Here is a 21,069-nt window from a genome sequence, read left to right as displayed (position 1 = left end):
ATTATGCCGAGATACCACTATACCGGACGACATGCTGACGGCAGTAAAGCTTCGGGCACCGTTGAAGCGGCAACAGAAAATTTGGCCGCCGAAAGCTTGCTCAGTAAAGGCATTATTCCAACAGCGATCACTGCTAAATCATCCAGTCAAACGCCGTCGATTGATTGGCAAGCGTGGTTTATGCCTTCGCTGCCGCTTGAGGTTCTGGTGATTTTCTGTCGTCAGCTTTATAGCCTAACGAAAGCGGGAGTGCCGATTTTGCGCTCGATGCGTGGCTTAACTCAAAATTGTTCCAATAAGCAGTTACAGCGAGCATTAGAAGAAGTTGGCCGAGAACTGACCAATGGCCGCAGTTTATCGGCGGCAATGCAAATGCACAGTCGAGTTTTCAGTCCGCTGTTTGTCTCAATGATCAATGTTGGTGAAAATACCGGTCGTCTGGATCAGGCTTTGCTGCAGTTAGCGAATTACTATGAGCAGGAAGTGGAAACCCGTAAACGAATTAAAACTGCTATGCGTTATCCAACCTTTGTGATCAGTTTTATCACCTTGGCGATGTTTATCCTTAACCTAAAAGTGATCCCACAATTTACCACCATGTTCAGTCGTTTCGGGGTTGATCTGCCGTTACCGACGCGAATTTTAATCGGCATGTCGAATTTTTTTGTTAATTATTGGATGGTGATGATAGGAGCGATAGTTGCCTTATTGTTTGCATTCCGGACGTGGATCAATACTCGTCGTGGCGCTGAAACGTGGGATAAATTTCGTTTACGAATGCCGATTGTTGGTGGAATTGTTAATCGCGCGCAATTAGCCCGTTTTTCTCGCACTTTTTCCTTAATGCTTAAAGCGGGGGTGCCGCTCAACCAGTCGCTCTCTTTATCGGCTGAAGCGTTGGAAAATAAGTTTTTAGAGAATCGGATTCTAAAAATGAAAAGTGAGATCGAAGCGGGGACCAGTGTCTCAGTGACCGCGGCCAATGCCAATATTTTTACTCCGTTAGTGCTGCAGATGATTGCGGTGGGGGAAGAAACGGGCCGGATTGATGAGTTATTACTTGAAGTGGCTGATTTTTATGATCGTGAAGTCGATTATGAATTAAAAACCCTCACCGCACGAATTGAACCAATTTTATTAACCTTAGTCGCTGGCATGGTGTTGGTGCTTGCCCTTGGTATTTTCTTACCGATGTGGGGCATGCTCGATGCTCTGAAAGGTTAATGTTATGCCGCGGTGATGAAATTAACGTGCGTTATCATTAGTCTTATTTTTAAGACGATGTAAAAATTTATCTGCTCAGCACAGTTTATTACTGTATTTCATTCTATAATCATCATCATAGGTAAAGTATTACAGAGGTCATCGATGCAAATTACCACTTTTACGACGATGCCTAATTTGTATCATCGGCAGCATATAACGCAACCATCAGAGCAGGGATTCTCTCTGGTTGAGTTAGTGATTGTCATTGTGATCATTGGCCTATTAGCCGTCGCGGCATTACCGAAATTTCTTGATGTGACTGATGAAGCGAAAAAAGCCAGTATTGAAGGCGTTGCCGGTGGCTTTGCGACTGGGGTGTTATCTGCCAGAGCGCAATGGGAAGCTAAATCGCGACCGAGTGTCGCCTCCGGTGAGCAAAATCAAAACAGTATTGATTACGATGGCGTGCAGTTTTGGCTCACGCGTGCCCAAGACAGCAGCGGTAATGCAACGGGGTTTCGAGATGGTTATCCGATCGCCGTGAATAATAACGGCAGCTTTCCTTCCGGCTTAACCGATCAAATCTGTGTCGATTTGATGGAAAATTTATTACAAAACCCACCGCCAGTGGCCAGCGCGTCTCAGGCGGGGGAAAGTAATAATTTGCGTTATCTCGCGCGAGCGAATAGTGCAGAGTGGCAGTGCGTTTATGTCCAGCAAGAGGGAAAAACCGCACACCAATTTGTGTATGAAATTACTACCGGACGAGTGACGGTGACCTTAAATTAACCCGATCATGAATTGTTAATTAAATCAAGAATAGAGAGAGAGTCATAATGAAAAAACAAGGCGGTTTTACCCTAATTGAATTGGTAGTGGTGATCGTAATTTTGGGCATCCTCGCCGTAACGGCAGCTCCACGATTTTTAAATTTTCAAGGCGATGCACGTAAAGCTTCTCTGCAAGGTCTTAAGGGAGCTATTGATGGTGCGAGCGGAATTGTATACGGTAAGGCAGCGTTAGCTGGCTTAGAAACTTCAGCGGCTGCTACTCTAACCGGTGATAATATAGCTATTGTTTATGGTTATCCAGCAGCAACGGCTGAAGGTATCGGTAAAGCAGTTATTGGCCTTGACTCAGATTGGGATGCTCACTTGCCAAGCCCCGCAACTGATCCTCTATCAATACATTATTCATTCAAAGGTAACACCAACTGGGGAACAACGAGCGCTGCCTGTAATGTTATTTATACTCAAGCGACCTCGTCAGCGGCTCCGACTACCCAAGTATTCTCTGGTTGCTAAGCATAGAGAATAAGCGGTTTATGAATAGAATACAGGTGACCGTTTAAGTCACCTGTATTTGTGCCTGTTATTTATAATGGAATCTCGTTTTCCGTAAGATCCCGATTCAGTGAGACAGCGATGCGACAATCTATTGGTCGAACATTGGGCTTTACCTTAGTCGAGCTGATCGTGGTTATTCTCTTGCTCGGTATTCTGTCTGCCTATGCGGCCAGCCGTTATTCGGGCACCAGTTCGGTCGCTGTGCTCACCAGCCAACAAGAAATTCTCGCCTCACTGCGTTTAACCCAAAACCGCGCCATGCAGCGCGCGGGTTATTGTAATCGCTGGTTAGTCACCGCTAACCAAGCTGGTCAAATATCACCACAGGCTGAAGCAGGTAATTGCGGAGCTGCTTTTGCTGCTGTCGATAACGATGTCTCTTGGGTAAAAGCACCCAGTGGTGTAACGTTAAGCCTTTCTCCACCTCACGGTTATCTTAATTTTGACTCCCTTGGCCGCGCCGCTCAATGCACCGCTTCACCCTGTACCGTAACCATTTCCAGTGCAAGCGATCAGCGCCAAGTGTGTATTAATACTGAGGGCTATATTTATGCCTGTTAAGTCAATTAATCGAACGCGTGGTTTTACCCTAGTAGAAATGATCATTGTCATCACCATCACCGCGATTGCGATTACTGGCTTGGCAGCGGCGCTTTATCCGCGCTCGCAGCAGAGCGCCGAGCAGGTGATTGCAGTCAAAGCCGCTGAGCTAGGCAGAGCAGTATTGGATGAAATTTTAGGTCGTCAGTTTGATCGCAATTCAGGCCCCAATGGTGGCTTGCCGGAATGTTTATTGAGTGGTCCGCCAGAGCGTCTCTGCACGGAGCCTGTTTTACTTGGGCCTGACATTACGGCTGGAGAAAGCAACCGAACGTTATACAACGATGTAGATGATTTTCATGGTTTAAGTGGCTCGGTGGTGGATGTGTTGGGAGAAGACCGAGCCGATGAATACCGTCGTTATCAGGTAGAAGTGGCTGTGTTTTATGTGCAGGACAATGGCGGTGTTTTTTCTGCACAAGCGGCTACCGTTGCCACCAATTATAAACGCATCGATGTGGTGATTATTGATTCACAAGGCAATCGCTACCCGTTTGCCGCGATTAAGGGGAACTACTGATGGTGCGTGGTTTCACCTTAATGGAAATGGTGATTGCGATTATTTTACTCGGCATTGTTGGCTTGTTTTTGGGCAATGTTGCCGGTCAAGCGATGGGGATCGCGGCGACCAGTTCGTCTCGTGAAGCGTTAATTCAGCAAGGGCGATTTATTACAGAGCGGTTGAGCCGAGAAATTCGTGAGGCGGTGCCCAATAGTGTCATCGTCGAGAATAACTGCATTGAGTTTTTGCCGATTATTAATAGCGGCATTTATAGTCAATTGGCTAATAACACGGAACAACTGAAGTTTTTACCTCTCAAAAAACAGAACCTGCTGCAAGGGGATCGACTCGTGGTGTTTCCAACCCAAGCGCAGCCGCTACGCCAGTCGTTAAGCGATCCTGCCCCGCCAAGACAAGTTGCTCAGTTAACGAATAACGTATCAATCACTACTGAAAACAGAGCGGAAATTGAGGTGACATTAACACGTGAAACCTTATTTATTCTGCAATCGCCAGCACGACGGGTTTATCTGTATCGTGATCCCGTGGCCTATTGTTACATCAGTAGTGAACAACGAATCTATCGCTATCAAGGCTATCCATTAACTCGCAGTCAATTAGCGCCAGCTCAATTAGGCTCTGGCGTCTTGATGGCTGAGAATATTAGTAGGGCTAACTTTGTCGTTGATGCTCCTAGTTTACAACGTAATGGCCTAATTAAAATTGAGTTAACCTTTGCTGATCGCGGTGAAGAGGTGAGGTTTGATCATGATGCGCTTATCTACAATACGCCGTAGCCAGCAAGGCAGCGGCTTGGTGATCGTTATTTTTATCATCGTCGTGGTCGGCTTTGTCGCCGCGGTCGCTAATCGTAATCAACAGCGTAATAGTCAGCAGTTGGTGTCTATGGTGATGGGCACTCGCGCCGAAATGGCCGCCCGTTCGGCAGCAGAAATCGCGATTAGCCGCTATTATCAAGATAATGCACAAAGTAGCTGTCGCGCAGCTGAATCACAAGCTCAGCTTCCAGTACCCGTTTATCTACCTGTTACACGTAATATTGAGTTTCAGGGTGATGGCTTAGCGCAATGTAAGGCGCAAGTCAGCTGTGAATATATCGGTGTGTTAGATAATCAGCAAACGGTACTGCAAATCACCAGCGACGGACAATGCAGCAGTGGCGGCTGGTCATGGCAACGGACAATTCAAGTGGGGGTGAGGGGTGAGAATTAAATCATGGTTATCGCTATTGGTGTTTTGTCCTTTATTGCTCATTAGTCAGTGGAGCTATGCTTTTCAACTTATTGATAATACGATTTACTTCCCTAGTGTTGCTCAATCACACGGCAGTTGTAGTGGTGCACCATCGGATCAATTTACTCACTTTAATCAATCCCAAATTACTGGTACCAGTGGAAATCCGTTGCAATTTTGTTCAATCAACGCTAATCGTCCTTCTAATGGGTGTGATGGGCAGTTGTGTACAGTAACAGGAATATCATCGATTCCCTCGTTATCGTTATCAGCAGGAAATGCTTTTCCAACGTGGAGCTCGAGTACCAACATTCAATGCTCCAATACTCAAACGACGAATAGTACCAATTTAAATCAAGTGAATTTATCGTCAGGATGTTCGTTAACATTTCTAGAAAATACTAACCCTTATCGTGTGAAAAACTTTCAGTTAAATCAAGATTCAACCGCAGTATTAACGTCTGGCGATTATTTTTTCGAATCAGCTAATTTTGCTCAAAATGGTCAACTGATAATTGATGGTGATGTACGTATTTTTATCCGTAACAGTGTTGGTATTAATAGTAGTAGTTTTAATCCTTCTGGTGCAGGGACGTTAACGGTTGTTGCTTATGATGACATACAATTAAATGGTAGTAGTTTAATTAATGGTTATGTATATAGCGCTAAGCAATTAACGCTAAATGGTAGTTCAACGATCAATGGTCGAGTGACCGTCCGTCAACTGAGAATGAACGCAGATAGCGAAATTAATCAGTTTCAACAACAAGGTTACGCTTGTTTTACCGATAATTTTAATCGCTCAAGCCTAGGGCAAAACTGGGTACCTTTTACTAGTAGCGGTAATTTTACTCCCAGTATTGCGAGTAATCGTTTACGTCTGACTGAAGCAGTTAACAATCAAGCGACAGCAGTCACTTATCAGCGAGTTTTTCCCGCCTCTGGCAATTTAGTGGAAGTCGAGTTTGATTATTATGCTTGGGCTGATTTAACAGGTGACGGTGCTGATGGGGTCGCTATTATTTTTTCCGATGCAACGGTTACCCCTCGTACTGGTGGTTTCGGTGGCTCGCTGGGGTATGCTCCACGCACTGATGCTAGTCCTAGTGCACCTGGTTTTGCCGGAGGATGGCTTGGTTTTGGTTTAGATGAGTGGGGCAACTTTTCTAATCCTACCGAAGGAAGAATTGGTGGCCCGGGATTGCGTCGACAATCAGTGGCTGTTCGTGGTTCTGAAATGGCTAATTATCGCTACTTACGAGGAACTTCTGCTAACTTGAGTCCACGACTAGACGTTCGTCGAGTTTGTGGTTTGTTTTCGTGTTCTTTTGCTGGGCCTGGACCTAGTCATCGGTATTTTATTGTTATTGATTCGCGTATTGATGGTGTTGTGTGGGCAAGGATTGATCGTCAAGTAAATAATACGAGAAGCACATTAATCAACTGGTTTAATGTGCTGGAAAATTCTTCACAAGGAGCTATTCCTGATGATTTCTTGCTTTCTTTGGCGGGCTCTACTGGAGCTTCCGTTAATCATCATGAAATCGATAATTTCCGAGTTTGTGCTTTAAAATCCCGTGAGGTTGGTGAGCAGGTTGATCATTTCCGTTTTACTTTGCCAGCGTCCAATGGGTTAACTTGCGATGCTGCTGATGTGCAAATTCAAGCTTGTGCTAATAGTAACTGTAGTGAGCTTTATCAGCAGCCAGTTAGCGTTAATTTAAGTCCCAATGCATCTCCTTCTGCTAATGGTGGATGGGTTAATGGCCCACTGATTAACTTTTCTAATGGCATAGCCAATCTAAAGTTAAGGCGCAATACTCCAGGAAGTGTGACTGTAGGAGTACAAAATTCCACTCCTACAGCGAAACCTTTTTCTACCAACTTATGCCGATATGGCACAGGTGCCTATTCAGCACAAAACTGCTCATTAGTTTTTTCTGATAGCGGTTTCATTGTCGATGTTCCTCATGCTTATGTTAATCAATCGGTTATGGCTAGGATTAGAGCGGTACGTAAAGATGATGCTTCACAGCAATGTGTGCCCAGTTTTGGCGATGTAGTTAAACCGGTGAATTTTTGGAGTAGTTATATCAATCCAAATAGTAGTGATATGTCAGTGGGAATTAACAGTAACTTAATTGGTCAATCATCTAGCAATGCCACATCGATTAATTTGAGTTTTGATGCAAATGGGGAGGCGGATTTCACCCTTTCTTATCGTGAGGCGGGGAGCTTAGCTTTGCACGCCCGTTTTAATGGCAGTGGCGATGAGCAAGACCTGCTTTTGGAGGGGCAAGCGAATTTTATTCGTGTGCCGCGTGCATTGGTGCTTAGTGCTAATCACTCTTATGACCTCGCTCACCCTGATGGAAAGTGCTCTGCTGCTGACTTAAGCTGTTTGGTTTTTGCTCGGGCTGGGGAAGTGTTTGATCTTAATATCAAAGCGGTGGCTGCTGAACCTAATGAAGATAATAATTTTACCAATAACTTGGGAGTAATTAATTATCAGCAACCGTCTATTATTCTCAATCATACGCTCGTTGAACCTTCCAATGGTTCTGCGGGTTCGATAGGCACACTCAATTACCATCACGAATTGGGTAGTTCTACTACGGTCCAACAGAGTGTACATGAAGTCGGTGTGTTTGATTTTTCATTAGTGCCACCCACTTCTTATCTTGGCCTAGATTTAATTGCCGCCAATTTGCCGATCGCTGTTGCTTCAACAGGGCCTATAGGGCGTTTTATCCCGGCATATTTTGCTGTCTCACCGATGACGGTCACATTGGCTGCTGCATGTTCGACAGGCGGTCAACCTTTTACCTACCTAGGCCAACCGTTTGGTTATGCGAACAATCCAGGCCTCTATTTACAGCCTAAATCAGGTAGTGGTTCTGATACGCTTAATTATTTAATTGGCGATTGGTGGCGCTATGATAATGATTGGGAAAACCGAGAATATATTAATAATATTAATAGCTTAACCGTCGAGAAAATCAGTCTTAATGCTAATGTTATTCGTCAACCATCGTTGGGGAGTGGTGTAATACTTAATGATGAGCAGCTTAGTTATCAAAAACCGATAGATCCGATGGTTCCGTTCAATGCAGACTTTAATTTACACTTGTCAATCGATGATCTAAGAGATAGTGATGATGTCTGTTATCGAACGTCTTACTCAGAGTCCTGCTTGGAGTATACCTTTGAAAATATCGACCAAACCATGCCACTGTATTGGGGACGCTTAACCATTGAAGATGTCTATGGACCAGAAATTCAAGACTTACAGCAAAAAATAATCGGTGAATATTATACCTCAACCGGATTTGTGACCAATAATTATGATGATTGTACTTTATTACCTGCCTTGAGCGCCTTTGATTTTGAATCGGACGATTTTAGTGTTAATCAAACAGGGGCATTACCTTTGGTCAATGTTACTTTGCCATTAGAACCACAACCATTAAGGCTGATCCAAGGGGTTATGCCGTTGAGCTATAGTGCTCCTGGTGCCGGCAATCGCGGTCTGATCAAAGCGCTGCTTGATTTAGAACAACATGGTTTACCTTGGTTGCGCAGTTATGATCAATCAAATACCGAATGGAATGACAATGTTACTGGCGTTGTTCAATTTGGCTTATATCGAGGCAATGACCGAGTTATTTGGTGGCGTGAGACCAATTAAGCGACTTATTGTCGCTCAGATCGATGCTTAAGTTAGGGAATGGTCAGAAATTATGGGTTTTCCTTCATGTTTATGGATCAACGCCTTGCTGTGATTGCAAGGCATTGGTACATTTAGTGCAATTTTCATTTTATTCACCTTGCAGGACGAACGAAGATTATGTTTAAGAAACTTCGTGGCATGTTTTCCAATGACCTATCAATAGATTTAGGTACTGCCAACACGCTTATTTATGTAAAAGGTCAAGGGATTGTCCTTAATGAACCTTCTGTTGTTGCCATCCGCCAAGATAAAGGGCGCGGTGGTAAAACTGTGGCTGCTGTCGGCCATGCGGCTAAACAAATGCTTGGCCGTACGCCGGGTAATATCTCTGCCATTCGTCCAATGAAAGATGGCGTAATTGCTGATTTTTATGTCACCGAGAAAATGCTACAGCATTTTATTCGTCAAGTGCATGACAACAGCGTATTAAAACCAAGCCCTCGCGTTTTGGTTTGTGTGCCTTGTGGGTCGACTCAAGTTGAGCGCCGCGCGATTCGTGAATCAGCGCTTGGCGCTGGTGCTCGTGAAGTCTATTTGATTGATGAGCCAATGGCGGCGGCGATCGGTGCTGGTCTTCGTGTTTCTGAGCCAACCGGTTCAATGGTGATCGATATCGGTGGTGGTACTACCGAAGTGGCGGTTATCTCGCTAAACGGCGTTGTTTATTCTTCTTCCGTGCGTATCGGTGGTGACCGTTTTGATGAAGCGATCATTAATTATGTGCGTCGTAATTACGGCAGTTTGATTGGTGAAGCAACCGCAGAAAGAATCAAACATGAAATTGGTTCTGCCTATCCTGGCGATCAAGTGCTTGAAATTGAAGTGCGTGGTCGAAACTTAGCGGAAGGGGTTCCGCGGAGTTTTACCCTTAATTCCAATGAAATTCTCGAAGCCCTACAAGAGCCGCTAAGTGGAATTGTTTCTGCAGTAATGGTCGCTTTAGAGCAGTGTCCGCCAGAGCTGGCTTCAGATATCTCTGAGAATGGCATGGTACTGACCGGTGGTGGCGCACTACTGAAAGAGCTCGATCGTTTATTGACCGAAGAGACGGGTATTCCTGTGGTGATCGCTGATGATCCGTTGACCTGTGTTGCTCGTGGTGGCGGTAAAGCATTAGAAATGATTGATATGCACGGCGGCGATCTGTTCAGTGACGAGTAATGGCGAATAATGCCCTATCTGCTTGCAGCGTTAGTGGTATTGGCTAAGTTAGTAGACCCCAACACATAGTATTTACCTATGCGTTGGGGTTTGTCTACCTGTCGCCTTGCTGCAACGCCAAGTTGTTTGGGTACAGGTGTCGCCTGATGCCTGAATCAACATTTGGGATTATTTAACATGAAGCCTATATTTGGTCGAGGACCCTCTTTACAGCAACGTCTCTTTTTCGCCGTGATCGCTTCAGCCAGCTTAATGCTAGCTGACAGTCGTTTAGATGCCTTCTCTCAGGTCCGTTTTCTCTTAAACAGTGCTGTGGCGCCGATTCAATACGCTGCTGATTTACCGCGCAGTATGTTTGATGGTTTCTATGATCGATTCAGCTCTCGTCAGCAACTGATGGAGAGTAATCATGGTTTAAAACGTGAAGTATTGATCTTGAAAAGTGATCTCATTTTGTTGGATCAATATCGTGAAGAGAACCAACGTCTGCGTAAGTTACTTGGGTCGTCTTTTGTCCGTGATGAGAAAAAAGTGGTTGCTGAGGTGATGGGGGTCGATACCTCACCTTATCGTCATCAAGTCGTGATCGATAAAGGTCGAGTGGATGGCGTTTATGAAGGTCAACCGGTCATTAATGAAAAAGGGATTGTTGGTCAGGTGACGTTTGTCGCCGCACATAATAGCCGAGTTCTACTATTAATCGACCCTAATAGCGCCATACCCGTGCAAAACATTCGTAACGATATTCGTGTGATTGCTTCCGGTAATGGACAAACGGATGAGATTCAACTTGAGCACATTGCCACCAGTACGGATATGAACGTAGGAGATATGTTAGTGACGTCTGGATTGGGAGGGATTTACCCAGAAGGTTATCCAGTAGCTTATCTTGCTGAGGTAGATAAAGATACTCGACGTGAATTTGCCGTGATCAAAGCCACTCCGGTAGTTGATTTTACCCGTTTGCGCTATTTGCTGTTGATTTGGCCGAATGAAGATCGGCAGCAAAAGGTATTACAAGCCACGCCTCAACATATGCTTAAGGAGGCACGACATGGCTCGCAATGATTGGTCAAGCCGCTTAGTGATTTGGGGCTCATTTTTATTAGCGCTAATTGTACAAACGATCCCTTGGCCGGGTACATTAGATCTACTGCGTCCTTCTTGGTTGCTGTTAGTGATCTGCTATTGGGTAATGGCCTTACCTCATCGGGTTAATGTCGGTACTGCATTTATCATGGGCTTGTTGTGGGATCTTTTACTCGGCTCCACACTCGGCATTCGTGGCATGATGATGTCCATCGTGATTTACCTTGTCGCGGTTAACTTTTTATTACTGCGTAATATGGCACTCTGGCAGCAAGCGATTGTGATTGCTTTATTAGCGATGGGGTTAGAGGTACTGATTTTTTGTGGTGAGTTTTTAATACAAGATGTCACTTTTAACCCTTTGTCACTCTGGAGTGGCGTGATTAGCTGTATACTTTGGCCATGGATGTTTTTATTACTGCGCCGTATTCGTCGCCATTGGAATATAAAATGAACCATAAAAAATTACTGCTCGCCTCAGGTTCTCCGAGGCGACGTGAGCTATTGGCTCAGTTGGGATACGATTTTGATATTGTCGTGCCTAATGTGCAAGAACAGCGTCAAACAGAAGAATCTGCCCAAGATTATGTGTTACGTCTCTCTGAGGATAAAGCACGCGCAGGGTTGGCGATGGCTAACTCAGACGCGGTTGTACTCGGATCGGATACGATTGTTGTCTTGAATGAACAAGTGCTGGAAAAACCGCAAGATTTTGCTGATGCTCGACGCATGCTGTTACAGCTTTCTAATACTAGCCATCAAGTGATGACTGCGGTAACGGTGGTCAGTGCTGATCGCCAGCGCTCGATACTGGTCACTACCGAGGTGTGGTTTAAAGCATTATCTGAACCAGAGATTGAGCATTATTGGCAAACGGGTGAGCCTTGCGATAAAGCGGGCAGTTATGCCATTCAAGGATTAGGGGGACGCTTTGTCACTCGAATAGAAGGCAGTTATTACGCCGTGGTCGGCTTGCCTCTTTATGAAACGGACCAGCTCTTGCACGAATTTTTATAACTTACATCATTGAGGTGCGCTCATGAGTGCGGAGTTGTTGTTAAACGTTACCCCAAGTGAAACTCGGGTAGCGATGATTGAAGGTGGAGTACTGCAAGAGATCCACATAGAACGCGAAGCCAAACGGGGTATTGTCGGGAATATTTATAAAGGTAAAGTCAGTCGTGTCTTACCCGGTATGCAGGCGGCGTTTGTTGATATTGGTTTAGATAAAGCGGCATTTTTGCACGCCTCTGATATTGTGCCCCACACGGAATGCGTTGCTGAAAACGAGAAGCAACAGTTTAAGGTGCGCGACATTTCTGAGCTCGTGCGTCAAGGGCAAGATATTGTGGTGCAAGTGGTGAAAGATCCATTAGGCACCAAAGGCGCTCGCTTAACCACGGATATCACGCTTCCTTCTCGTTATTTGGTTTATATGCCGGGTGCCATTCATGTCGGTGTTTCGCAACGCATTGAAAGTGAGCGAGAGCGAAATCGTTTAAAAAGTGTCGTCGGTCAATATTGTGATGAACATGGCGGCTTTATTATTCGTACCGCAGCCGAAGGGGCGAATGAAAAAGAGTTAGCACAAGATGCTGCGTTTTTAAAACGGCTATGGACCAAAATCATCGAGCGGCGTGCGAAATACAAAACGCGTACCACGTTGTATGGTGAGCTGGGCCTAGCGCAACGAATTTTGCGTGATTTTGTTGGTACTGAGTTAACCAAGATTTTGGTCGATTCGCGAACAGAGTTCGATAATTTGCTTGAGTTTACCTCTGAATACGTCCCTGAACTGACCGATAAATTAAGCTTGTATGAAGGCGATAAGCCGATTTTTGATATGTATGACACCGAGAATGAGATTCAGCGTTCGTTAGAACGAAAAGTTGAGCTCAAATCGGGTGGCTACTTGATCATTGATCAAACTGAGGCGATGACCACCGTGGACATCAATACTGGGGCTTTTGTTGGGCGTCGAAATCTCGAAGAAACGATTTTTAATACCAATGTTGAAGCCACTCAAGCCATTGCGCGCCAGCTGAGACTGCGTAATCTTGGCGGGATCATCATCATTGATTTTATCGATATGATTTCAGATGACCATCGTAAGCGTGTATTGGCCTCTCTTGAAGCGGCGTTAAGCAAAGATCGAGTAAAAACCAATATCAATGGTTTTACTCAATTAGGCTTAGTGGAAATGACCCGTAAACGAACTCGCGAAAGTATTGAACATGTTCTGTGTTCGACTTGTCCAACTTGTGAAGGGCGTGGCAGCGTAAAAACCGTTGAGACGGTCTGTTTTGAAATTTTACGTGAAATTACCCGAGTGAATCGTGCTTATGACGCCGATAAATTTGTCGTGTATGCCTCACCGGCCGTCGCGGATACCTTGCAAGGAGATGAGTCTCACTCACTTGCGGAATTAGAGGTGTTTATTGGTAAGCAAGTTCGTATTCAAGCGGAACCTTTGTATGTACAAGAGCAATTTGATGTTGTCATGATGTAAGTAGGATTGTGAGTGCTTTCGATATTAACTCGCCTTAGGCGGATAGTGTTGTGGTTACTGGTAAGTCTGTTGGTGGTGCTGGCCTTGGTCATCACCACTTTACGTATCGTCTTACCAGAAATGAATCGTTTTAAAGACGAGATTCAACAGTGGGTTGGTGAACAAACCCAAATTCAAATTACCATTGCCGATGTGCGTGGCTTTTGGCGTAATACCCATCCTTCGCTTGCTCTGCAAGGGGTTCAGGCGAACCTGCCTGATGGCAGTCAAATACAACTTGAAACCGCACGGATTGATGTCGAGTTTGATTTATTAGAAAGCTTCAGACAGCGATCGCCTGTGGTGGCCAATCTCGTTATTCATCAATTAAATCTCGATGTTCGTTCTGTTGATTGGTTGGCAATCAACCAAGCATCGGATGAGCCATCAAACCAAACCGGTGATCAAGGACGAATTCTACAGCGCTTAGACGATTTATTCTTACGTCAGCTCGATGATTTTTCTATTCAAGATTCGACCATTCTTTATCAAACGATGGCGGGCGACTTTCGTCAATTAGATGTCGAAAAACTGCATTGGAAGAATCGTGGGCGTCAACACATCGCGGAAGGGATCATCAGTTTAGCCGATAGCGAAATTAACTCATTAAAAGTTAGTGCTCACTTTAAAGATCATGGTTCATTGCGTGATGTTTCGGGGCAATTTTATATCAGTGCCGATAAACTGCGAGTCCGTCCGTGGTTAACGCGTTATTTGGCTGATGCCACGGGAATTGAGCGTGGTTTGATCAGTTTTAATGCTTGGGTCACGTTGCAGCATAATCAGCCTATTGATGGTTATGTTGAACTCAAACCTTCAGAGCTCGCGTGGCATGATACGGAATGGCATGAGTTACTGCTAGAGTCGGGGATTGTTCAACTCTTTCCAACAGAAAATGGTTGGCAAGTTAGCGCTCACTCACTCAAATTGCGAACCGATGATAATCCATGGCCGGAATTGGATTTCGCTTTAGATTGGCAGCCACAAGGTTGGCGATTGAATGTCTCTCAACTGGCACTACCCACCTTAACGCCATTGGTCAGACTGATACCAAATTCACAAACAGCGCAAAGCTGGCTTGCACATTTAGAACCCCATGGTTTGTTGGATGATGTGCGACTGTCAGTGAATCAAGACGATGATATCCAGTATTCTGTTCGAGTGAATCAAGGCGGGATTAAGCAGTGGGATTTGTTGCCCGGGATCGAGCATCTGCAAGCTACTATCCGAGGGACGGCAGAGAGCGCCGTGATACATGCGAGCTTGACTGATGAAACACTGCCTTATGGTGATGTGTTTCAAGCGCCGCTGTCTCTGCGTCAAGGCGCGGTTGATCTGGTGTGGCAGCGTGATGAAAACGGTTGGCGTTTATGGGCCGATAAGGTAAGCGCTGCGACCGATGATCTTCAAGTATTAGGTGCATTTCGGCTTGATTTTCCGGCGCAAGGAGAGCCCTTCTTATCTTTTTATGCCGAAGCCGATCTCTACAATGCGGGCGAAACGTGGCGTTATTTACCTACGAGAGCACTGGGCCAGTCTCTTACCGATTACTTATCGACATCGATTCAGGGCGGTAACGTTGATACCGCTAAATTACTTTGGTATGGCGAACTAGCCGCGTTTCCTTATCAGGATAACAACGGTATTTTCCAAGCTTGGGTCGGTTTAAAAAACGCGAAATTCAGCTTTGATACCGCCTGGCCAGCGATCACCGATCTACAGCTAGATCTACTGTTTGAAAATGAATCCATGTACCTTGATTCTCGGTCAGCGACATTAATGGATGTCGAGGCGGAGCGGATTGTTGGACAAATTGCTCACTTGTCTGAAGATGGTTGGTTAGAACTCAGTGCCACGGTGAAAGCTCAAGGTAATGCGGTGCGAGATTATATGACCGCAAGCCCATTAGTCGATTCCGTTGGCGCTGCATTAACCGCGATTGACGTACGTGGACTGGTCAATTCTCAGTTCCAATTAGCGATTCCTTTTGCGCATGGTCATGATGTTCGAGCGTGGGGGTGGGCCGATTTGATGAATAATCAGGTTGAGATCAACACGCCACCCATGACGTTAAATGGTGTATCGGGACGAATTCATTTTGATAATGATCAGGTCTCGGCCGCAGGGCTAACCGGCGAGCTGCTCACACAACCGATTTCCTTTGATTTTAAAGGTGAGAGTGCCGCGCAAGGTTATCATGTCGGAATCGATTTAGTCGGTGACTGGGATATCTTGCCGCTAGCGCCTTATGTCGGTGAGCACTGGATAGCGCCGGTCACTGGTCATGCGCCTTGGCAAATGGGGGTCAATATTCAGCTCAATGATGTTGGCTTTACTTATCAAATCGATGCACAGGCTAATTTACAGTCTATCGCGAGTGACTATCCATATCCTTTGGGTAAACCTGCCAACCGTCAAGGCACGGCACGTTTGCAAGCCTCGGGTAACCAGCAAACGGTGTCCGCTCGTTTACAACTGCCTGATGCGAAGTACCAAACTGAGATTGATATTACTCAGCCAGTGCCACACTTAACGGCAAGCTATTTGTTGCTGGGGCAAGGCAGTTTTAAAATGAGCCCTGTCGCCGGGCATGATGTTCAGATTCGCAGTGAGAGATTTAATCTTGATCAATGGCTGGATATTCTTGATCAGCAACCGGATAGCCAAGCGGTCAGTGTGTTAGCTGAGTTGCAAACACCAAGTCTGCCGATTCCTGAGCGAGTCGACGTTGATGTCCAAGAGCTCACTTTCGCTGGTTTAGAGTGGCATGATGTTGCCTTCAGTGCACGCCAAAAAAATCTTGGATGGTCAGTAACGGTCAATAGCCAAGAGGTGCAAGGCCAAGCCAGTTATATTCAACCTTATGATCTGACGGTGGCTTTACAACGTCTCCACCTCTATCTTCCACAGCTCGATCAACATCAAGGTCACAGTCTGTTGATTGATAGAGAAAAGCAAGATGCGCCACTGATCTCCGAGTTTGATCGCCGTTTTCATCAGTTAATGCCGAATCTCACTCTCGTGATTGATGATTTTTGGCTACAAGGATACAGCGTCGGTAAGCTGAGTATGGACTTTCAGCGTCAGGGCGATACTTTAGCTTGGAAAAAAATTGATATTGTCAGCGGTACCAATCAAATCAATATTAGTGGTGAGTGGACACTAACTGAAGATCACAGTCATACCCTGATGAATATCGATATGCAAGGCGAGAATAACAGTGATCTTATGGAACGTTTTGGGATCACCTCAGGGATACAACGAGCCCCCTTTTCGCTGAAAAGTCATAGCGAATGGGACGGTGCGCCATGGTCGATGCGCATTAATACCTTACGGGGTTCGGTAGAAACGGAATTAGGTAAAGGGGTTATTTCTAATGTCAGTGGGGCGGCGAATCTGCTTGGATTATTCAGTCTCGATTCGATCATTCGTAAAATGCAGCTCGATTTTAGCGATATTTTTGACAAAGGGATGGCGTTCAGCCGTATAACGGGTAGTGGAGATATCGAGCAAGGTATTTTTGTGACCAATAATATTAAAATGGATGCGATTGCTGGTGAAATGACCATCCGTGGTATGGCGGATCTCAATACCCAGATGGTGGATGCACAAGTGAACTTTGTTCCTGATCTTACCTCTGGGATCCCTGTGATGACAGCGTTTGCCGTTACTCCAGTTACCGCCTTATATGTGTTAGCGATCACTACGGTTATTTCACCGGTCGTTGAGGTGTTTACTCAAGTTAATTATGAGGTTAAAGGGCCTTTGAACTCGCCGAATGTACGTGAAATATCACGTCGTAAAGGGGAATTTAAGTTGCCTGAGCGACTAAAAAAATAAGCCAAGGAGAGAATCATGCTGCGAATAGGATTGGTGCAAATGACGTCAAGTGACGTCGTAAATGATAACCTAAGTTACATTGAACAGCAGGTCGCCCAGCTGGCGAGCCAAGGCGCACAATTGATAGTTACGCCAGAAAACGCGACCCTATTTGCTAGCCATATGCAATACCAGCAAAATGCAGAGCCATTGAATGTAGGACCTATTCAGCAGCGGTTCGCTCTATTGGCTAAACAGCATCAGGTTTATTTACTGCTGGGGAGCTTACCCATTCGGCGGACAACGGGGATCACCAGTACCTCGATTTTATTCGGACCTCAGGGCGAATGGCTAGCAGACTATGATAAGCTACACTTGTTCGATGTTGATGTCGCTGATCAGCATCGCTGTTATCGTGAATCGTCGTTATTCTGTGCGGGACAGCGCGTAGTGGTAGCGAACACGGGATTGGCTAATTTAGGCTTATCGATTTGTTATGATCTGCGTTTTGCTACCTTATACAGTGAGCTACGCCGAAAAGGTGCACAAATTTTACTGGTTCCTGCTGCGTTTACCGCTGTGACTGGTCAAGCCCACTGGGAGTTGTTATTACGGGCGAGAGCGATTGAAACTCAGTGTTGGGTCGTCGCCGTTGGACAAACAGGGCAGCACGCAGGGGGAAGGCAGACTTGGGGACATTCGATGGTGATCAACCCTTGGGGAGAGATCACTGCCGCTCTCGGTTGTGAAGCCGATAATCTCTTGGTCGATATTGATTTACGCTCGCTGCAAACTATTCGTCAAAACATGCCCGTGCTTGAGCACACACGTTTTCATCATCAATTTATAGAGAAAAAGAATCCGCTATGAGTATTACCCGTATTGAACAAGCGTTACTCGCCCCAACCGGCCTGACTGAACAGGATATTGCTGACACGCTAGCCAGTATCATGACTCGCGATATTGATTATGCTGATCTCTATTTTCAATCGAGTTGGCATGAATCGCTGGTTTTAGAAGATAGCATTATTAAAGATGGTTCATTTAATATCGACTGTGGGGTTGGTGTACGGGCGATCAGCGGTGAAAAAACCGGTTTTGCTTACTCGGATCAAATTCAGCTTGATGGATTAAAGCAAAGTGCGATTGCCGCACGAGGCATTGCGACTCAAGCCAAAAATGGTCAGGTTCAGGCGTTTCGACGCAGTGATAACCAAGCATATTATGCGGCGGATAACCCATTAGAGAATTGGCAAAAACAGAAAAAAACTGAGCTACTACAACAGCTCGATGCTTATATTCGAACCAAAGAGCCTTTGATTCAAGAAGTCTCGGTGAGCCTGAGTGGGGTTCATGAACAGATGCTGGTTGCGGCAACTGATGGGACTTATGCTGGTGATATTCGTCCGTTGGTGCGTTTATCGATCTCCGTGTTGGCTAAAAAAGGCGATCGTCGTGAGCGCGGCAGCGCAGGAGGCGGCGGCCGATTTAATTATGATTACTTTTTAAATGAAGAAAATGGCCAAAAAATTGCTTTTGCCTACGCCGATGAAGCGATTCGCCAAGCGTTGGTGAATTTAGAAGCGGTGGCGGCTCCTGCGGGTACCATGCCAGTAGTATTGGGTTCTGGATGGCCTGGTGTCTTATTGCATGAAGCGGTAGGGCATGGCTTGGAAGGTGATTTCAATCGTAAAGGGTCTTCGGTTTTCTCTGGAAAAATCGGTCAGCAAGTGACCTCTAAGCTGTGCACGATTGTCGATGATGGAACGTTAAAGGATTTACGTGGTTCATTGAATGTCGATGATGAAGGGGTCCACGGTCAATACAATGTGCTGATTGAAAAAGGTGTGCTTAAAGGTTACATGCAAGATAAGCACAATGCGCATTTAATGGGCGTTGCCCCAACGGGAAATGGTCGTCGTGAATCCTATGCTCATTTGCCGATGCCTCGCATGACCAATACCTATATGTTACCCGGCGAGCATACTCCAGAAGAGATCATTGCCAGTGTTAAGAAAGGGATTTACGCGCCTAATTTTGGGGGTGGTCAAGTGGATATTACTTCTGGAAAATTTGTTTTCTCGGCCTCAGAGGCGTATTTGATTGAAAATGGTAAAGTGACACGCCCTATCAAGGGAGCGACATTAATTGGCTCTGGTATTGAAGCGATGCAGCAAGTCTCAATGGTCGGTAATGATCTGAGCATTGATCGCGGTGTTGGTGTCTGTGGTAAAGCGGGACAAAGTGTTCCGGTCGGTGTTGGCCAACCAACGTTGAAGTTGGATGCGTTAACTGTGGGTGGGACAGAATAATTGACGGAATAAAATCGGCCGCTTACACGAGAAGTTAGTGTAAAGCGGCTTTTCTCGGTAGTAATTATTGACGATCCGTGCGATATTTCGCGCTAATTTTTGAGCCTGTTTATAAACTCTGGAGTCACCATTATGTCTCATGAAGATGAATATCTCTCTGTTGAAGCCTTTATCGAAATGCAAAAAGAAGAGACTCGCGATATTATCCAAGCACTACTCGACGACGGCAGTGATCCAGAAGCCTTGTACGATATCGAGCATCACTTGTTTGCTGAAGATTTTGAAATTTTAGAGAAAGCGGCCGTTGAAGCTTTCAAACTGGGTTTTGAAGTATTGGAAGCGGAAGAGACTGAAGATGAAGATGGTCATAAACTGTTCTGTTTTGATGCGACGATGCAATCGGTTTTGGACCCGCAAGCGATCGATCAGCAAGTCGCAAAATTGGTCGAGTTAGCTGAAAAGTTTGATGTTATCTACGACGGGTGGGGCACGTATTACGAAGGTGAAGATGCCCTTTATCCAGAAGAAGATGACGAAGACGAAGAGCAAGCCTAACCTTCAGTGGTTGCCGTTATCGATTAACGCGGCCACAGTGAGCAATTAATTTGTCACAGTAAATACCAGTCAGCCGGCTGGTATTTTTGATCCCGCTCAGGTATATATGAGATAAATTTGCTCAAGATAATCAATGACAATGCAGTTTTCTCTCTCTGGTCCATGGCAGCTTTCGCCTCTGACAGACGTATCCATTCCTCAAGTTGATCTTTATTTTCCCAATCCATTCAGTTGCGCCTTGCCAAGTGAATTGGCCGAGCATGATCTCGCGCAGCAAGAATGGCATTTAATGCATGATATTGAAGTCGATGACCATCTCTTAGCGTTTGCTGCTATTGATGTTGTGATAGCGGGAATCGATTATCCTGCCGAGGTACGTCTTAATGGTGCCGCTATTTTTGATTGTGATGGGACGCAACATCGCTATAAAAAAGAGATCCGCTCGCTGCTTAAGTTAGGTCGAAATCGGTTTGAAATTTTATTCTTAAATCAGGAAGACGATTGGTTGATTGAAGAGCCAATTTGTCCGCTTGGTGAAGAAAAGCGAGTCGCATACGACTCGAGGATAGGTATTTGGCGAGCGCCTTATTTACAGGCTATTTCTCACTTACGTCTTGAGCATCTAACGACAGAGCAAATCTGGCATCATGGTGGTGGCTGTGAGCTGTTAGTGAATCTTTACTTCACTACCTACGCAACGGGTTTAGTGTCGGCGGCAGTTCGTTTTGATGGTATGACTTACCATTTACCGATAGATGTACGCAGTGATCATGTAACGGCTATTTTCCAAGTCGATGCGCCTCGCTATTACAACGCAGAAAAACCGAATCCTGAAGATCTTTACACGATTGATGTTGAGTTAGACGGACAACAAGCCTCGGTTAAACTGGCATTGAGTGACACCTTGTGTGTCACTCATTTTCCGTTATAACGCGGCGGGTGGCTCC

18 protein-coding genes are annotated in these 21,069 nt (G+C 45.5%); all 18 read left to right on the top strand.

Annotated features, from left to right (window positions below; translation table 11 throughout):
• Positions 1 to 3 precede the first annotated feature (3 nt).
• The 18 genes from CAG60_RS13495 (at position 4) to CAG60_RS13410 (ending at position 21,053) form a co-directional block, all read left to right on the top strand.
• Positions 4 to 1,224 (top strand): type II secretion system F family protein, encoded by a 1,221-nt coding sequence (locus CAG60_RS13495; RefSeq protein WP_161439153.1) that lies wholly within the window; start codon positions 4 to 6, stop codon positions 1,222 to 1,224.
• 168 nt (positions 1,225 to 1,392) lie between these two features.
• Positions 1,393 to 1,995, top strand: a complete 603-nt coding sequence (locus CAG60_RS13490; protein ID WP_170904760.1) for a prepilin-type N-terminal cleavage/methylation domain-containing protein — start codon at positions 1,393 to 1,395, stop codon at positions 1,993 to 1,995.
• Positions 1,996 to 2,042: 47 nt separating this feature from the next.
• The gene (locus CAG60_RS13485) at positions 2,043 to 2,510 is read left to right on the top strand and encodes a type II secretion system protein (RefSeq protein ID WP_161439152.1); all 468 of its coding nucleotides are present in this window, start codon (positions 2,043 to 2,045) and stop codon (positions 2,508 to 2,510) included.
• A gap of 120 nt (positions 2,511 to 2,630) precedes the next feature.
• Positions 2,631 to 3,113: a type II secretion system protein gene (locus CAG60_RS13480; RefSeq protein ID WP_161439151.1), complete on the top strand. Its 483-nt coding sequence runs from the start codon at positions 2,631 to 2,633 to the stop codon at positions 3,111 to 3,113.
• Positions 3,103 to 3,672: a prepilin-type N-terminal cleavage/methylation domain-containing protein gene (locus tag CAG60_RS13475; protein WP_161439150.1), complete on the top strand. Its 570-nt coding sequence runs from the start codon at positions 3,103 to 3,105 to the stop codon at positions 3,670 to 3,672. The genes CAG60_RS13480 and CAG60_RS13475 overlap by 11 nt, the downstream gene beginning before the upstream one ends.
• Positions 3,672 to 4,451, top strand: coding sequence for a type II secretion system protein (locus tag CAG60_RS13470; RefSeq protein WP_161439149.1), 780 nt, complete (start codon positions 3,672 to 3,674; stop codon positions 4,449 to 4,451). The genes CAG60_RS13475 and CAG60_RS13470 overlap by 1 nt, the downstream gene beginning before the upstream one ends.
• Positions 4,426 to 4,887: an MSHA biogenesis protein MshP gene (locus tag CAG60_RS13465; RefSeq protein WP_161439161.1), complete on the top strand. Its 462-nt coding sequence runs from the start codon at positions 4,426 to 4,428 to the stop codon at positions 4,885 to 4,887. Before CAG60_RS13470 ends, CAG60_RS13465 begins: the two co-directional genes overlap by 26 nt.
• Entirely contained in the window at positions 4,883 to 8,596 is a 3,714-nt protein-coding gene (locus tag CAG60_RS13460) for a DUF6701 domain-containing protein (protein ID WP_161439160.1), read from the top strand. The genes CAG60_RS13465 and CAG60_RS13460 overlap by 5 nt, the downstream gene beginning before the upstream one ends.
• A 159-nt stretch (positions 8,597 to 8,755) precedes the next feature.
• Positions 8,756 to 9,799, top strand: a complete 1,044-nt coding sequence (locus tag CAG60_RS13455) for a rod shape-determining protein (RefSeq protein ID WP_004396098.1) — start codon at positions 8,756 to 8,758, stop codon at positions 9,797 to 9,799.
• A 177-nt stretch (positions 9,800 to 9,976) separates the two neighbouring features.
• On the top strand, positions 9,977 to 10,867 hold the full coding sequence (gene mreC / locus CAG60_RS13450) for a rod shape-determining protein MreC (RefSeq protein ID WP_161426213.1): 891 nt from the start codon (positions 9,977 to 9,979) through the stop codon (positions 10,865 to 10,867).
• On the top strand, positions 10,854 to 11,342 hold the full coding sequence (gene mreD, locus CAG60_RS13445; RefSeq protein WP_040904712.1) for a rod shape-determining protein MreD: 489 nt from the start codon (positions 10,854 to 10,856) through the stop codon (positions 11,340 to 11,342). The genes mreC and mreD overlap by 14 nt, the downstream gene beginning before the upstream one ends.
• The gene (locus CAG60_RS13440; protein WP_004396095.1) at positions 11,339 to 11,905 is read left to right on the top strand and encodes a Maf family protein; all 567 of its coding nucleotides are present in this window, start codon (positions 11,339 to 11,341) and stop codon (positions 11,903 to 11,905) included. Before mreD ends, CAG60_RS13440 begins: the two co-directional genes overlap by 4 nt.
• Positions 11,906 to 11,927: 22 nt before the next feature.
• Entirely contained in the window at positions 11,928 to 13,397 is a 1,470-nt protein-coding gene (gene rng, locus CAG60_RS13435; RefSeq protein WP_161439148.1) for a ribonuclease G, read from the top strand.
• Positions 13,398 to 13,409: 12 nt separating this feature from the next.
• Positions 13,410 to 17,276: a YhdP family protein gene (locus CAG60_RS13430; RefSeq protein WP_161439147.1), complete on the top strand. Its 3,867-nt coding sequence runs from the start codon at positions 13,410 to 13,412 to the stop codon at positions 17,274 to 17,276.
• A 15-nt stretch (positions 17,277 to 17,291) separates the two neighbouring features.
• A complete protein-coding gene (locus tag CAG60_RS13425; protein ID WP_161439146.1) occupies positions 17,292 to 18,125 on the top strand; it encodes a carbon-nitrogen hydrolase family protein in 834 nt (277 codons plus the stop codon).
• A complete protein-coding gene (gene tldD, locus CAG60_RS13420) occupies positions 18,122 to 19,567 on the top strand; it encodes a metalloprotease TldD (RefSeq protein ID WP_154169266.1) in 1,446 nt (481 codons plus the stop codon). The genes CAG60_RS13425 and tldD overlap by 4 nt, the downstream gene beginning before the upstream one ends.
• A gap of 132 nt (positions 19,568 to 19,699) precedes the next feature.
• Positions 19,700 to 20,122: a ribonuclease E inhibitor RraB gene (rraB, locus tag CAG60_RS13415; RefSeq protein ID WP_004396090.1), complete on the top strand. Its 423-nt coding sequence runs from the start codon at positions 19,700 to 19,702 to the stop codon at positions 20,120 to 20,122.
• Positions 20,123 to 20,261: 139 nt separating this feature from the next.
• The gene (locus CAG60_RS13410; protein ID WP_161439159.1) at positions 20,262 to 21,053 is read left to right on the top strand and encodes a glycosyl hydrolase 2 galactose-binding domain-containing protein; all 792 of its coding nucleotides are present in this window, start codon (positions 20,262 to 20,264) and stop codon (positions 21,051 to 21,053) included.
• The last annotated feature ends 16 nt before the right edge of the window (positions 21,054 to 21,069 follow it).

This window comes from Vibrio sp. V33_P6A3T137 (assembly GCF_009904835.1).
In the GTDB taxonomy this organism is placed as follows: domain Bacteria; phylum Pseudomonadota; class Gammaproteobacteria; order Enterobacterales; family Vibrionaceae; genus Vibrio; species Vibrio metschnikovii.
This window is presented reverse-complemented; position numbering and strand designations above follow the sequence as displayed.